Source organism: Pygmaiobacter massiliensis (assembly GCF_900199435.1).
GTDB lineage: Bacteria > Bacillota > Clostridia > Oscillospirales > Ruminococcaceae > Pygmaiobacter > Pygmaiobacter massiliensis.
Genome location: NZ_OAML01000003.1, coordinates 273,211 through 288,072, shown reverse-complemented (window position 1 = coordinate 288,072; position 14,862 = coordinate 273,211). Strand labels below are relative to the sequence as shown.

The following is a 14,862-nucleotide window of genomic DNA, read 5'->3' as shown; positions in this document are numbered from 1 at the left end:
TGGGGAATTTCGCTCGTTGTAGTTCCGGTCGCACTTGATAGGAGGACGACATGGAGAATTACAGGAATCAAATTTACAACATGGATTGTATTGCAGGCATGAGTCTGCTGCCGGACAATTCGGTGGACATGCTGCTAACCGACTTGCCATATGGCACAACAGACTGCCGGTGGGATAGCATCATACCGTTTGACCAGTTATGGAAACAGCTCAATCGAGTCGTGAAGCCAAACGGAGCAATGGTATTCACTGCGGCCCAGCCTTTCACAACAGATTTAATCAACAGCAACAGGCGGCATTTTAAATACCTGTGGTACTGGCATAAAAACCAAGTAACAGGCTTTCCATTTGCAAAATACCAACCGTTGCGCTGCGTTGAGGATGTTGTTGTGTTCTACAGGAAAACGCCCACTTACAATCCGCAAGGGCTCATTGCGATTTCAAATCCAAAAATGCAGTCAGGGAGAAAAGACTCCGGTGATTATGTGTATCGCACAACGCTCGGAAAGCCATATACCAGCAGATACACAAATTATCCGCGCCAAATACTCACATTCGCTTGCCAGCGTGACGGGCTACATCCTACACAAAAGCCGGTTGCTCTGTTCGAGTATCTCATCCGGACATACACCGAACCGGGACAGCTTGTTCTTGATTGTTGTATGGGCAGCGGAACAACCAAAGTTGCTGCAATAAACGCTGGCCGCGAGTATGTAGGATTTGAACTCGACAAAGAGTATTTCAACATTGCCAAAACGAGATAGGAAACAGAGGTCTATGAATCAGCGGTACACACCAGAAGGGCTCACACGTTGGATACAAGAATTAGTGGCAGCGGATAACATTCACGGCTTTTATATCTGTAAGCCGTGGGTTCACCTTCGAGCATTGGTTTTGAAAGAACAGCATTATGAATGCCAGGACTGTAGGACCAAAGGACTCTACACACCCGCCACCACGGTGCACCACGAGAAGCCGCTCCGCAAGTTTCCTTGGCTGGCATTGACTAAAAGCAACCTTACTGCATTGTGCGATGAGTGCCATTATCAAAGACACCACAAAGCGCCCAAATCTGTCCCAAAAAGCAAGTGGAATGATGAAAAATGGTAGTCCCCCCGGTCAAATAATTCAAAAAGCGGCCAGCATGGGCAGAACGGGAAAGAGAGGGGTACCGTGTTCCGGTTTCTCGCGCGCGTGAGAAAAAATTGAGAAGGAGGTAGGTAGAATATGGCCAAATTTTCAGAAAAAAGAATCCGAGAATCGCTGACACAGCAGCTAAAAAGCAAAGGTGCAGATGTTGATTTATATCGTTCAATGATTGAAGATTACGTCTTTTTCTTTAAACAGCTTGAGCATATGAAGCACGATATTGCAGCGCGAGGGCACACGTATACCGCTTATTCAGCAGCGGGCAAAGAGTACGAAAAGGAGAATCCGTCGGTGAAAAATGCAATCGTATATTCGCGCCAAATGCTCGCTATTATTTCCTCTATGGGACTGAGTACCGAAAAGATCGCCGGCGGCTCCGGCAGTGAGGCAGATGGCGACCTTGGTTAAACTACCACCCGAAGTTGCCAACTATATCGCATATGTCAGGGCAGCCACTGTGCCGCAGTGTAAAGACCAAATTGCGTTGTGTGACCATGTAGAGCATTGCTTCAATACTCAAGATATTTATATTGATGAAGACCAACTTCACCGGTATTTGGCACAGCAGAAGTACTTCCCTTTCAAATTGCTTTCGTGGGAGATTTTCGTTTTTACTCTTCACAATTGTACTTATTGGCGTGAAAGTGGTCTGCTGCGCTGGCCTAACCTTTTGGCATTGGTAGGTCGTGGCGCTGGTAAAAATGGATATCTCGCTTTTGAAAGTTTCTGCTGGATTACACCAATTAACGGTGTTCCTAAATATGATGTCGATATTTTTGCCACCAGTGAAGATCAAGCCAGAACCAGTCCAGACGATGTACGCGATGTTCTGGACGCTCATAAAGGAACACTGGAAAAATACTTTCACTGGAACAGTGAGTGCATCACAAATAAGAAAACAAAGAGTCGAATCCGGTTTCGCACGTCTGGCTTTAAAACCAAAGACGGTGGCAGGCCGGGTGCGGTTGTTTTTGACGAATATCACGCCTATGAAGATTACCGCATGGTAGACACGGCCACCACCGGACTTGGCAAAAAAGAATTCCCACGCAAAACAATTATCACCACAGATGGAAATATCCGAGGCGGCCCCTTGGATGATTTGAAGCGTTTGGCGGAAGACATTCTCCACCGGGGGCAGGACGACGGTGGACTTCTCCCATTCATCTGTCGGTTAGACAGTCCGGACGAAGTAGACAATCCTCTTATGTGGCACAAGGCCAATCCTTCTTTAACCCACTTTCCAGTATTAATGCAACAGCTTATTTCGGAGTATGCCTCTTACAAGCAAAAGCCATCGGCTGCTGCTTCTTTTATGTCCAAGCGGATGAACTTGCCGCCGGAACGCTTAGAGGACGATGTTACCGAATGGTCAAATATTCTCGCTGCAAATAAGCCTCTGCCAGACCTGCGCGGTATGCCTTGCGTCGCGGGCATCGACTATGCCAAAACAACCGACTTTGTGGCAGCTGGGTTGCTTTTCAAAAAAGACGGCATCTATTATTGGCTTTCGCACACTTGGGTGTGCCGTGCTTCGTATGATCTTCCAGCTATCAAAGCACCACTGGATAAATGGGCAGAGATGGGCTTGCTTACTTATGTAGATGCCCCTGAAATATCACCAGACATTGTGGCAGAGTGGCTCGAAAAGATGGGTGAAACATACGATATTTCCTATATTGGCATGGATGGTTTCCGCTACACCTGGATTGCAAAAGCGCTCAAGAACTGCGGTTTTGACACTGACCGGGGCGGGAGAAATAATATTCTTTTGACAAAGCGCGTTACTGTGATGCGTTGGGCACCGGTAATCACTAGCATTTTTCTTAACCAATCAATTGTCTGGGGTGAAAACAATGAGCTGATGAACTGGTATATCAATAATACCTATGTCACGGCAAACGATGATGGAAATATGTACTATCTCAAAAAAGAAAAGAAATCACGCAAAACCGATGGGTTCATGGCGCTGGTCTCGGCGGTGTGTGCAAGCGAAAGCCTGCAGGACTGCGAAGACGACAGCGGAGAATATGAACCTGCACAGGTTTACAGCTATTAGGAGGCGAATCAGTGAAACTTGTTGAGATGCTGCGCAATATCTTTACCAGTGCAGAAACGATCAACGTCAACCAAAAGTTAGAGTCGGCGCGATACCAGCTGGCGGTCGAAGATTTTGCAATTCAGATGGCAATCAATTTGATTGCCGGTACCATTGCAAAGTGCGAATTTCGCACCATGCTGAAAGGCAAGCAAGTAAAAGGCGATGACTATTACACCTTCAACGTAGAGCCGAACAAAAATCAGAACTCAAACCAGTTTTGGCATGAGGTCGTCGCAAAGATGCTCTATTACAACGAGTGTCTTGTCGTGGAAATGAACGGTCAGCTCATAATTGCAGACAGCTTCACGCATGACGAATATGCGCTTTTTCCGGACAAGTTCAGCAACGTCACGCGCAAAGATTTTACATTTCTGCGCAGCTTTTCCGCTGATGAGGTCCTTTACTTTACATACGCAAACAAGGACATTCGCGCTCTGCTGTCCGGTGTAATGGCCGGATATGCCGACCTGCTGACTTTGGCCGTCGGCAAGTACAAACGCGCTGGTGGACGCAAGGGTGTAGTGAAAACAGACACCATTCCCACGAAAGATGAGAAGTGGCAGAAAGCCCTTGACGACCTTTATGGTAGACGCTTTAAATCCTACTACAGCGATGAAAACGCATTAGTGGTGCTGCCAAAAGGCGTGGAATATGAAGAAATCACCGGTGAGGGCAGCAAGAAAAGTACAAGCGAGGTTGGTGACATCGCCAAAATCACAGAAGAAGCATTCACCCGCGTGGCGCAGGCATTTAAAATCAACCCCTCGCTGCTGCTGGGCAACATTGCAAATGTGGATAGCGTGGTGGACGAATTCCTCACGTTCTGCATCGACCATATTGTTGATATCATCGTCACCGAAGTGAATCGCAAATATTACGGCAAGAAGAGCGTTCTCGCTGGCTCGTGCCTTAAAATCAACACCATGTGCATCAAGCACATCGACATATTCAGCATCGCAGAAAAGGCAGACAAGCTCATTGCAGACGGCATTTTCTGCATTGATGAAATCCGTGAATTGGTCGGCGCTGTGCCATTGAACACATGGTGGAGCAAAAAGCACTGGCTGACGAAAAATCTGGCAGACCTTGAAGGAGGTGAAACACAAAATGAGTAAACCGGTAAAAACCATGTGGGTGGCAAAGCAGGCAGCGGAAACGCTGGACATCTATCTGTATGACGACATCGCGGCCGACGGGCGCGACTGGTGGACGGGTGAAGTGATTGAGAGCGACACTTCGGCAAAGCACATGAAAAATATTCTCGATGCGGCCGGAAACGTTTCACAAATCAATCTCTTCATCAATTCCTACGGCGGGGATGTATCAGAAGCGATGGCCATTTACAATCAGCTCAAACGGCATAGCGCGCACAAAACCGTGTATGTGGACGGCTTCGCCTGCAGCGCGGCAAGCGTCATTGCCATGGTGGGCGATGATGTCGTTATGGGCAGCAATACGCTGATGATGATTCATCACGCTTGGATGTGTGCCTGTGGCAACCCGAAAGAATTGCGCAAGGCAGCGGATGACCTTGAAGTCATCGACACCGCAAGTTGTAAAGCGTATCTCGAAAAAGCTGGCGACAAACTGGACGAAGCCACGCTCACTACCCTGCTTGATGCAGAGAGCTGGCTGGATGCCGAGACCTGCGTTAAGTATGGCCTTGCGGACCGCATCGCGGCAAAAGAGTCCGTGGAAGATATTGCACAGCAGCGGCTGGATGCCGCAAAAGCGCAGGCGCTCGCCACTGGAAGAGGAAAACCCGCACCGGCACAAAGTGTGCCACAAGAATTTACACAGAACAAAACCATCGCAGAACAGCTGATGGCAGCGTTCGCCACCAAAAAGGAGTAACGAATATGAGAAGCAAAGATGTAGTAAAAAACGAACTCAAAGAAAAACTCAACACCGCGCTCGCTTCCCAGAATGCCGAAGAGCTGACCGAAGCACTCGCTGATTTTGCCATGGGCATTCAGCAGGAAGTGGTGGCCGATTTCAAAGCATTCCAGCGCACCGGCGACCAGCAGATTATGGCAAAGCGCGGCGTGCGCCAGCTGACCAGCGCCGAAGAGGGATTCTACACCGCCATGATGCAGGCAGTACGCACCGGAGATATCAAGCAGGCTTTTACCGGTCTTGAAAACGACATGCCGGAAACCGTCATTGACGCAGTGCTGGATGATGTCTCTACCGCGTTCCCCTTGCTCGGCGCAATCAATGTACAAAACACCGCAGCAGTCACCAAGATGCTGATCAACAAAAAAGGCGTTCAGCTCGCTATGTGGGGCGCGCTTGGCAGTAAAATCACCGAAGAGCTGGAAGGTGCTATCGGCAAAATCGACATCACCACCAACAAGCTGACTGCGTTTATGCCTGTCAGCAAAGACATGCTGGACGCTGGCCCGGCATGGATTGACGCATATGTGCGTGCAGTTTTGACCGAAGCCCTCGGCGGTGCTCTCTGTAAAGCAGTGGTGGCCGGTACCGGTAAGGACCAGCCGATTGGCATGCTCAAAGATGTTTCCGCAACCGCTAACGTGCAGAGTGGTGTCTATCCCGACAAAGAAGCAATCACACTTACCGAAATCACTCCGAAAACCATCGGCGGCATTGCAAAGACCATCGCTACTGGCCCGAACGGCCGTACCCGCGTTGTGCCGGAATTGCTGATGGTGGTGAACCCGGTGGACTACTTTGAAAAAATCATGCCTGCCACTACTCTGCTGCTGCCGGATGGCACCTACCGCAACAACGTCATGCCGTACCCCACCAAGATTGTGCAGGATATCAACGTCCCCACAAACAAAGCTATTTTCGGTCTTGCATCTCGTTATTTCATGGGTGTAGGCAAAGGCGGTATCGGTGGCAAAATTGAGTATGACGACAGCGTTCGTTTCCTCGATGATGAGCGCGTCTATCTGACCAAAATGTACGGCAACGGCAGACCGCTCGACGAAAATGCTTTCGTGATTGCTGACATCACCAACCTCAAGGAAGCCGCGCTGCCGGTATCCGTTAAAGGCACAGTCGCCACTTCTGCAATCGTTGAGGAAGTCAAAGGCGTTGTGACCACCAAAGCGCAGGCATAGCCAAGTAAGGAGGGCTCACCATGGCAGAACCTACACAAGAGCAGCTGGAAGAGCTGCTGCGTGATGTAATGGAAGAGCTGGTGGCTAACGACGATGATGCCACAAAAAAGCGCGTCAACGGTTACATAAAATCAGCAATGGAGCGTCTGCAGGTAGTTGCAGGCGCTCCGCTTGATTTTATAGCGCCGGGGTTGCCGCGCGATTTGTTGATGGCCCGTTGCCGGTATGCCAATGCACAGGCGCTCGAAATGTTTGAAAAGAACTTTTCAAGCGAATTGGTTTCGCTCAATTTTCTCAGTCAGGTGGTGGTACCAGTTGAAAATCAAAGTACCTACTGATTTTGTGACCTTTAACGATGGACGGCTTTCGGTGTTTGAAACCTTGGCCAACAAGCCAGGTCCGCAAAAGGCCGCGGGCATTCGTTTTGGTGAGCGCACCGTTAGCTTTAAACGCTTTTACGCAGCGCGCACCGCCAGTACAGAAATCAGCCGCGTTGTTCATATTCCCTACCGTACCGGGATTGACCCGCACGACAATGTCGTGATTGGCAGCGAACGCTACAAAATTGAGCAACTGCAGCCTGTACGAGATACCAACCCGCCCTGCATGGTGCTGACGCTTAAAAGAATCGGGGCGATTCCATGAAAGAAGTAACCCCGGACAACCTTGCTGCCGCGTTGATGAAAGAGCTCGAACAATATTCGAACGACGTGACCGAGGGCATTAAAGAAAGCGTTGAACGCGTGGCCAAAGAAGCCAACGAAGAAATCAAAGACCACATTACATTCAAGCAGCACACCAAAAAGTATGTAAAATCATTTCGCATTAAAAAGACCTATGACTCGCACTATCGGCGCGAGCGCACATGGTGTGTAGCAAATGGGCAACATCGGTTAACGCACCTGCTAGAAAAAGGCCACGCTCTGCATCAAGGCGGTCGCACTGACGCATTTCCGCATATCATTTACGGCGAGAAGCTGGCGCAGGAGCGCATGGAAGAACTGGCAAAGGAGGCAATCAAAAATGCTGGACGTTAAACTGTACCTCTCGGCAGCGGGCGAAGATGTGGCGGACACTGCATTTGTCGATGCGCATGATTACCCTTTTATTGCATTTCTGGATAGCGCCGAGGGCATCGGCTCAGATTTTCGCCGCGATTTGATTCAGCACGACCTTACCGTGGAGCGGTACAGTGCCGACGGCGAACCGAATGCAAAGCTGCTCGAATTGCTGGAAAAGCTCGACCCGGGTTATTCCAGTGACAAGCAGTGGCTACCGAAAGAAAGCTGCTTTATGGAAATATTCGACCTCAGTTTTAAAGAAAGAAGGTAAATCAAAATGGCAGACAACAGAACTGCTGATGTAAAAATTCCGCTTGGCAGCGGATATATTTACATCGCGGAGTACAAAGGATCTATTCCCGCCGATGAGACCATTGAAACGGCAGACAATCTTTTCGGATATGTACAGAAAGGCGCTACCATCGTGTACAAGCCGGAGAAAAAGACCATTAAGGACGATATGGGTCATGTTTCCCGCACCATTACGACAAGCGAGGAAGCGACCCTCAAATGCGGATTTATTGCCTGGTCTGTGAAAAAGTTGCCGCAGCTCGTGGCCACCGGTCGCAAAGCGACAGTCGGTAACAAAACCACAATCAAAATCGGCGGCATCAGCAATGATGACGGGCTGCGCTATGTGGTGCGATTCGTACACCCCGACAAAGAGTTGGGTGATTTGCGCATTACCATTGTCGGCACCAACACCGCAGGCCTTTCGCTCGCTTACGCGATGGAAGAAGGCACATTGCTTGAGCCGGAGTTCACCGCAGAGCCTTGCGATGGCGAAGGCACGCTTATTATTATGGAAGAGACCGCGCCGACCGTTTCGGTGTAACAGGAGGACAACATGGGAAATTGCTTTTACAGCTACAAAATGCCGGACGGCAAACTCATTATGGTGGGGCTGCCTGCCAAAAAGCAGCTTAGCCAGATGATTCTGGTGTCACAGCTTTCGCAGGAGGAAGACATCACACAGGAAAGTATTGATGTGCTGTACGACACAGCATCTGCTATTCTGAGCCGCAATAAAGCCAGCATCAAAATCTGCGCCGATGAGCTGGACTTGCAGCAAATCCGGCAGTTTTTTAAAGGCTACGGTGCTTTCATCGAAAAGGAACTCTCCCGCCCAAACTAAAACTCCCGTCCTGCCCCAGCAGCGGTGGGCCGAAGCTGTACTACACAGCCGAGCTGATTTATGAGCATCTGGTGTACCAATACACCGGCATTGACATTACCGCACAGGAAGAGCTGCCCATTGATGAATGGCTGCTGTATCGCCGGGATGCTGCAATCGCAGAATTAAACAAGAGCGAGGACGGGAGAAACTATTTAGAGCGTTGCTGGCTGTTTGAGCAAACAGAGCCAGATCGTGGCGCATTGCGAAAACAGTTCAACGCAAAAACAGCAGAAAAGCAAGCCCAATAACGAGGGCTTGCTTTTTTCTGCATTTAAGGTGGTGAGGATATGAACGAAAGAATAAAAGGCATAAAAGTAGTAATCGGCGGCGATACACAGTCATTGGATAAAGCTTTAAAAGGTGTCAACAGTCAGGCTGCAAGCCTACAGTCTGAGCTGCGGGAAGTCAACCGCGCGCTCAAGCTTGACCCCACCAATACGGATTTGCTACGGCAAAAGCACGATTTGCTTGCCAGCAGCGTAACCGAAACAAAGAACAAGTTACAAACGCTTAAGCAGGCCGATGCTCAGTGCAGCGAGCAGTTTAAGAAAGACCATGCAGAACAGTACCGAGCCCTGCAGCGTGAAATTGTTTTGACTGAAGGAAACCTCAAAAAACTCGAATCACAGGCAAAAAACAGTAATGTTGCTCTTGCCAAAATTGGTGGAGTGGCAGATGGTATTTCGCAATCAGCCGGGAAAGTCTCCTCTGCTATGGCCCCGGCTACACTTGCCATCGGTGGCATGGGAATTGCTGCATTTAATGCGGCATCGGACGTGGCAGAGAGCCAAAACAAAGTAGAGGTCGCTTTCGGCAGCAGCGCCGATGTCGTGGAGAAATTCGCAGAGACCACGCTCGACACTTACGGCATTGCAAAAGGTACCGCGCTGGATATGGCTTCTTTGTTTGGCGATATGGCTACCAGTATGAAATTGCCACAAGGCGAGGCTGCGGATATGAGTACCAGCCTTGTAGGGTTGGCCGGAGACCTTGCATCGTTCAAAAACGTGCGTATTGATACTGCGCAGAACGCTTTAAAGGGCATTTTCACAGGCGAAACCGAGAGCCTCAAGGGCATGGGCATCGTGATGACCCAAGCGAACCTCGACACTTTCGCTATGGCAAACGGATTTGGAAAAGTGACCAAGGACATGACAGAAGCGGAGAAGGTGCAGCTGCGCTATGCTTATGTCATGGATGCCACAAAAAACGCTCAAGGCGATTTCGCCCGCACGTCCGATGGAGCCGCAAACAGTACCCGTGTTATGAGTGAAAGTGTCAAAGAAGCAGCGGCAGAATTCGGGCAGTCTCTTTTACCTATGCTCACACCCATTATCCAGCAAGTGACAAGTATGATTAAATGGTTCGGTGGGCTGGATAGCTCCACAAAAAGCTTAATTATTACCATTCTACTGATGATTGCAGCTATCTCCCCTGTCGCCGGAATTATTTCAGCGATAGCCGGAGCTATTTCATTTTTGTGTGCCAACCCGATTGTACTGCTGATTGCTGCAATTGCACTTCTGGTGGGCACTGTCGCTTTTGGCGGAGACCAGATCCAAGCGGTACTGCAATCGGTGGACGCTTTCATGCAAAATATATTCGTCACAGATTGGACGAACATCTTCGGCCCGGTGCTGGGCGGGTTGCTCAACACATTTTTCACGATGTTCAAAGGCATTTGGGACGGCGTGATGCTTATTTTTAACGGTGTCATTGATTTCGTGCGCGGTGTGTTTACCGGAGATTGGGAACGCGCATGGAAAGGAATCACGGAGATTTTCGGCGGCATCTTCGGCAGTCTGGATGCCATCGCCAAAGCACCGATTAATGGCATCATCGGGCTGCTCAATATGGCAATTTCTGCGGTAAACTCGCTAATCCGTGGTTTCAACAGCATGGGCTTTACAATGCCGAAATGGCTCGGCGGTGGGTCTTGGCACCCCAACTTGCCGTCCATTCCGTCTATTCCTTTTCTTGCAAAAGGCGGCACATTTAACCAAGGTTCCGCGATTGTAGGTGAAGCAGGCCCGGAGTTGATCACGCTCATCGGCGGCGCTGCACGTGTTACCCCGCTTACCAACAGCCAAAAGCAGATAAAGGCAGCGGGTGCTTCTTTCGGAGATATCAATGTAACCGTTTACGGTCAAAACCTTGGCGACCCCAAAGCAACCGCAAAAGCTACTGCGGATGAGCTGCAGAATGAAATCCAGCGAAGGGAGATGGTATTTGCTTGAAAGGCATCTTTTTCTTAGACGGGCGCTCAAGCGCAGACTTAGGTCTTTATATCAGCAGCGGTGGAATTTTGAATAGCCCCGAAATTGATGCAGAGGCCATATCAATTCCCGGTAAAAATGGTGATTTGGTGATTTCAAACAACAGGTATAAAAACCGTCCGATACAGTATCCGGCATTTGTTGGTGAAAATGCTTTACAGCGCACCGATGAACTCAAGGCATGGCTACTAAACAAGCCCGGTTATCGTCGCCTGCAGGACAACTTCAATCCTGCGTTCTTTCGCATGGCTCGGTTTATCGGCCCACTGGATATTGAATCGTATGTGCTGAAAGCTGCAGAATTCACGATTGCATTTGATTGCAAACCACAGCGGTATCTGTGCGATGGTGAAACCATAGTCACTATGTCCGCCGCCGGAAAAATCTACAATCCTACTGCATTTGCTGCGCTCCCCCTAATTCGCATATACGGTACTTCGTCTGGCACGCTTACCGTCGGAAATATCGTGGTGCAAATCAAAAGCATCGACGAATATGTAGACCTTGACTGTGAACTGCAAGATGCATTTAAAGGCATCACAAATTGCAACGGCAATGTTTATGCGCCGAACTTTCCGGAACTGCCGCCCGGCGGTACCGGCATCAGTTTCTCCGGTGGCATTACCAAAATTGAAATCAAACCGAGGTGGTGGATTGTATGACACCTTTACTTTTCGCGGCAAACACAACTAAATTTGATACGAACGGCATCGGCGCTTTGGCTGATGCCGTTTCTTGTATCGTAACCGAAGAGCGCAACGGCATGTTCGAGCTGGAAATGCAGTACCCCATTACCGGCTTGCATTATGCCGAGATTGCGCTTTCAAGCATTATTGTCGCGGTGCCGGGTGACGGACGCACCCGGCAGCCATTCCGAATCTACAAAATCACAAAGCCTTTGAATGGCATTGTTACGGTCTACGCGCAGCACATTAGCTATCAGCTGTCACATATCCCCTGCATGCCTTTCTCGGCTGGTTCTGCAGGTCTGGCGCTGGCGGGCTTTAAAACCTACGCGGCAGAAGCGTGTCCGTTTGAGTTTTGGACGGACGTGACCACGGCGGGCAATTACTCGCAAGTTATTCCTGCAAGTATTCGCTCCCGGCTTGGCGGTGTAGAGGGGTCTATCCTCGATACCTACGGCGGTGAATATGAGTGGGACGGCTATACCGTTAAACTTCACACAGCGCGTGGGGCTGATAATGGTGTCACGCTCCGCTATGGAAAAAACATTACTGACCTCACGCAGGAAGAAAACATCTCAAGCACAATTACAGGTGTTTGCCCTTATTGGGCTGGTACCGATGGCATCACCGTAACACTGCCAGAGAAGGTGCTTTCCGCTGAAAATGCTGCAAACTTTCCTTACCCGCGCACGGTACCGCTTGACCTTTCCGGAGAGTTTGAGGAAAAGCCGACAGTCGAAGAGCTTCGTGCAAAAGCGCAAGCCTACATCTCAAAAAGTGGCATCGGCGTGCCAACAGTTAGCCTTGATGTTTCTTTCGTTGCCCTCTGGCAGACAGAGGACTACAAAGACATAGCTCCGCTGGAACGTGTGCGCCTCTGCGATACCGTCACCGTTTTATTTGAAAAGCTCGGAGTATCCGCAAAGGCTAAGGTCATTTCCACAGTTTACAATGTGCTGCTTGACCGATATGACCACATCGAGATTGGTGACGCAAAATCCACATTGGCCGGAACAATCGCAAGCACCAACCAAACGGTGGCAGAAAAGACCAGCACAAGCTTTTTACAGGCTGCGGTTGACCGCGCGACCGGGTGGATTACCGGAGCAAACGGTGGATATGTCGTGATGTGCAAGGATGCAGATGGTCAGCCTTACGAAATTCTTATTATGGACACACCGAATATCGAAACCGCTCAAAAGGTTTGGCGGTGGAACTCCGGCGGTCTTGGGTATTCCAAAAACGGATATGCTGGGCCTTATAGTTTAGCTATGACGCAGGACGGTGCTATTGTGGCCGACTTTATCACGGCGGGCACAATTAATGCGAATCTAGTTAAAATTATTAATCTAATTGTAGACCACCTACACAGCGAAGTAGAAAGCGGCGAAAGAACCTTAGATGCCACCGCAACTGGTGTTACATTTAGGGCGGCAAATAACACTAAACACAGAATTTCGATGTTTATAAGTTCCGCTGATCAAGGAGTAATCCGCATTGTTAGCGGAGATACGAACAAGGATGGCACTGTAATTCCAGACAATGGTGAAATGTCCATAATCACTTCTAATTATATTTCACTTGGGAAAAAGTCAGATGGAAGTTACAACGGTAACATATCTTGCGGCAGCGTATCTGCTAAAAATATTTCACTGGCTGGAGCTTTGTTTTTAGGAGATAAAGGCTATGCACCGAAGTGGTATCCAATGAATATCGGGGGCCAGAACTATATGGTTCCAGCCGTACCGTATTAGGAGGGATTAAATGCAAACAATCAAACTTGATTTACAGCGGCAGTCAATCTTGACCCCGCTAAAAGCAAAACAAAATGATCGGTACAGCAGATTTTTCAAGTTGGAATTATGGGACAACAGCACGGAATTCCAGCTGCCAGAAGGTGCTGTGTTCACGCTGCGATATGTTGCCCCTAGCGGCTGCGGATGGTATGACACCATCACAGAAATTGACGGTAAAAAAACGCACAGCGCTTTTCAAGTAAGCGAAAACGAAGTGACCGTTGAACTTGCTGAAGCAATGCTGACGCTCCCCGGCAGCGGCACGCTGTGCTTGCAAATCTACACTGCATCCGGTTACCGCATCGGCACATGGAACATCCCGATTGAAATAGAGGAAGATCCGTGCAGCGACCAGAATGTAGTTGCAAGCGACTACTACAACGTGCTAACCGCGCAGATTGCGCAAACATTGGGATACCGAGATGCCGCAGAAAAAGCTGCTACAGCGGCAGCACAATCTGCAACAAATGCTTCCAATAAGGCAGTGGATGCTAATAACAGTGCAGGAGCAGCGGATGCAAGCGCCAAGGCTGCAAAGACAAGCGAAACGAACGCGGCTGCATCCGCAAGCACAGCCGCCACAAAAGCAACAGCAGCGGACACGAGTGCCAATGCCGCAAAGACAAGCGAAACGAATGCAGCTGCATCAGCAAGCACAGCCACCACAAAAGCAACGGCAGCGGACGCAAGTGCCAAGGCCGCAAAGACAAGCGAAACAAATGCAGCTGCATCTGCAAGCACCGCAGGCGCAAGTGCAACAGCCGCAGCTGAAAGTGCTGCAGCAGCCGCTGAAAGCGCAAAACAAGCATCAATTCCCAATCGCAACTTACTCGATAATGCCAGTTTTATTTTCCCTATCAATCAAAGAGGGAAAACAACATATTCAGCGGCAGGGTACACTATTGACAGATGGGCTATTGCTTACAATCAGCTGACCATTACTGCGCAAGGCATCGTACTGACTAAAAATGCCAATCTAACAAGCCACATTTATCAAATTCTGACCACGAACAGTACCGGCAAGACTCGAACTCTAACAGTCGCAACAGCGGACGGCATATTTACAGTATCCGGCACTATCGGAACACAGCCCGTCAGAAAAGAAACACCCTTTGGTTATATTCAGTTCTACATTCCGAGCGGGCTAGACGCAGTGTTGATTGACTTTAGTAAAAAAGGTTCTACTTTATATTGGGCAAAGCTTGAAGAGGGCGAAGTTGCTACTCCGTTTGTGCCTAAAACATTTAGTGCTGAGCTTGCTGAATGTCAGATGTATTTCAGAATGATGTTTGCGAGTGCTGTGCGTACGTCAGGCAACCTCTTCACCGTATCCCGTGAAATCAATATGCGCATCGCCCCAACACCCGTCATTAAGTATTTTGCTCCGTATGGTGCAGCCACAGTAACAGATTTCACAGGCTGCAGCATTGAAACCACGTCCACCACTGTTGGGTATGCCAACCTTCCGACATGCGCAGGACACGCGGCAGGCGGGTTGAACTTCGAATTATCTGCCGATTTGTGAGG

Annotated in this window: 18 protein-coding genes; all 18 read left to right on the top strand. The window is 49.3% G+C overall.

Annotated elements, in window-relative coordinates:
- The first annotated feature begins 50 nt into the window (after positions 1-50).
- The 18 genes from C1A11_RS05885 to C1A11_RS13685 all read left to right on the top strand — a co-directional run bounded on the left by C1A11_RS05885 (position 51) and on the right by C1A11_RS13685 (position 14,860).
- Complete coding sequence (locus C1A11_RS05885) at positions 51-764, top strand: DNA-methyltransferase (RefSeq protein WP_102049572.1); 714 nt, start codon at positions 51-53, stop codon at positions 762-764.
- A gap of 13 nt (positions 765-777) precedes the next feature.
- Positions 778-1,110 carry an HNH endonuclease gene (locus C1A11_RS05880; protein ID WP_102049571.1) on the top strand — a complete coding sequence of 111 codons (333 nt, stop codon included), beginning with the start codon at positions 778-780 and terminating at the stop codon, positions 1,108-1,110.
- Between the two features lie 117 nt (positions 1,111-1,227).
- Positions 1,228-1,557, top strand: a complete 330-nt coding sequence (locus C1A11_RS05875; protein ID WP_102049570.1) for a P27 family phage terminase small subunit — start codon at positions 1,228-1,230, stop codon at positions 1,555-1,557.
- Positions 1,541-3,208 (top strand): terminase TerL endonuclease subunit, encoded by a 1,668-nt coding sequence (locus C1A11_RS05870; RefSeq protein ID WP_102049569.1) that lies wholly within the window; start codon positions 1,541-1,543, stop codon positions 3,206-3,208. Before C1A11_RS05875 ends, C1A11_RS05870 begins: the two co-directional genes overlap by 17 nt.
- A gap of 11 nt (positions 3,209-3,219) precedes the next feature.
- Positions 3,220-4,365 (top strand): phage portal protein, encoded by a 1,146-nt coding sequence (locus C1A11_RS05865; protein ID WP_102049568.1) that lies wholly within the window; start codon positions 3,220-3,222, stop codon positions 4,363-4,365.
- On the top strand, positions 4,358-5,104 hold the full coding sequence (locus tag C1A11_RS05860; RefSeq protein WP_102049567.1) for a head maturation protease, ClpP-related: 747 nt from the start codon (positions 4,358-4,360) through the stop codon (positions 5,102-5,104). The genes C1A11_RS05865 and C1A11_RS05860 overlap by 8 nt, the downstream gene beginning before the upstream one ends.
- A gap of 5 nt (positions 5,105-5,109) precedes the next feature.
- Positions 5,110-6,339, top strand: a complete 1,230-nt coding sequence (locus tag C1A11_RS05855; RefSeq protein ID WP_102049566.1) for a phage major capsid protein — start codon at positions 5,110-5,112, stop codon at positions 6,337-6,339.
- Between the two features lie 20 nt (positions 6,340-6,359).
- Positions 6,360-6,677 carry a hypothetical protein gene (locus C1A11_RS05850; protein WP_102049565.1) on the top strand — a complete coding sequence of 106 codons (318 nt, stop codon included), beginning with the start codon at positions 6,360-6,362 and terminating at the stop codon, positions 6,675-6,677.
- Positions 6,655-6,984 (top strand): head-tail adaptor protein, encoded by a 330-nt coding sequence (locus C1A11_RS05845; protein ID WP_102049564.1) that lies wholly within the window; start codon positions 6,655-6,657, stop codon positions 6,982-6,984. The genes C1A11_RS05850 and C1A11_RS05845 overlap by 23 nt, the downstream gene beginning before the upstream one ends.
- The gene (locus C1A11_RS05840; protein WP_102049563.1) at positions 6,981-7,376 is read left to right on the top strand and encodes a hypothetical protein; all 396 of its coding nucleotides are present in this window, start codon (positions 6,981-6,983) and stop codon (positions 7,374-7,376) included. The genes C1A11_RS05845 and C1A11_RS05840 overlap by 4 nt, the downstream gene beginning before the upstream one ends.
- Entirely contained in the window at positions 7,363-7,671 is a 309-nt protein-coding gene (locus tag C1A11_RS05835) for a hypothetical protein (protein ID WP_102049562.1), read from the top strand. The genes C1A11_RS05840 and C1A11_RS05835 overlap by 14 nt, the downstream gene beginning before the upstream one ends.
- Positions 7,672-7,677: 6 nt before the next feature.
- Entirely contained in the window at positions 7,678-8,235 is a 558-nt protein-coding gene (locus tag C1A11_RS05830) for a hypothetical protein (protein ID WP_102049561.1), read from the top strand.
- A 12-nt stretch (positions 8,236-8,247) separates the two neighbouring features.
- Entirely contained in the window at positions 8,248-8,535 is a 288-nt protein-coding gene (locus tag C1A11_RS05825) for a hypothetical protein (RefSeq protein WP_102049560.1), read from the top strand.
- A gap of 71 nt (positions 8,536-8,606) precedes the next feature.
- Positions 8,607-8,825, top strand: a complete 219-nt coding sequence (locus tag C1A11_RS05820; protein ID WP_102049559.1) for a hypothetical protein — start codon at positions 8,607-8,609, stop codon at positions 8,823-8,825.
- Positions 8,826-8,864: 39 nt separating this feature from the next.
- Positions 8,865-10,814 carry a phage tail tape measure protein gene (locus tag C1A11_RS05815; RefSeq protein WP_102049558.1) on the top strand — a complete coding sequence of 650 codons (1,950 nt, stop codon included), beginning with the start codon at positions 8,865-8,867 and terminating at the stop codon, positions 10,812-10,814.
- Positions 10,811-11,515, top strand: a complete 705-nt coding sequence (locus C1A11_RS05810; RefSeq protein ID WP_102049557.1) for a hypothetical protein — start codon at positions 10,811-10,813, stop codon at positions 11,513-11,515. Before C1A11_RS05815 ends, C1A11_RS05810 begins: the two co-directional genes overlap by 4 nt.
- Positions 11,512-13,293, top strand: coding sequence for a phage tail spike protein (locus C1A11_RS05805; protein WP_102049556.1), 1,782 nt, complete (start codon positions 11,512-11,514; stop codon positions 13,291-13,293). Before C1A11_RS05810 ends, C1A11_RS05805 begins: the two co-directional genes overlap by 4 nt.
- Positions 13,294-13,303: 10 nt before the next feature.
- Positions 13,304-14,860 (top strand): hypothetical protein, encoded by a 1,557-nt coding sequence (locus C1A11_RS13685; RefSeq protein ID WP_145995724.1) that lies wholly within the window; start codon positions 13,304-13,306, stop codon positions 14,858-14,860.
- The last annotated feature ends 2 nt before the right edge of the window (positions 14,861-14,862 follow it).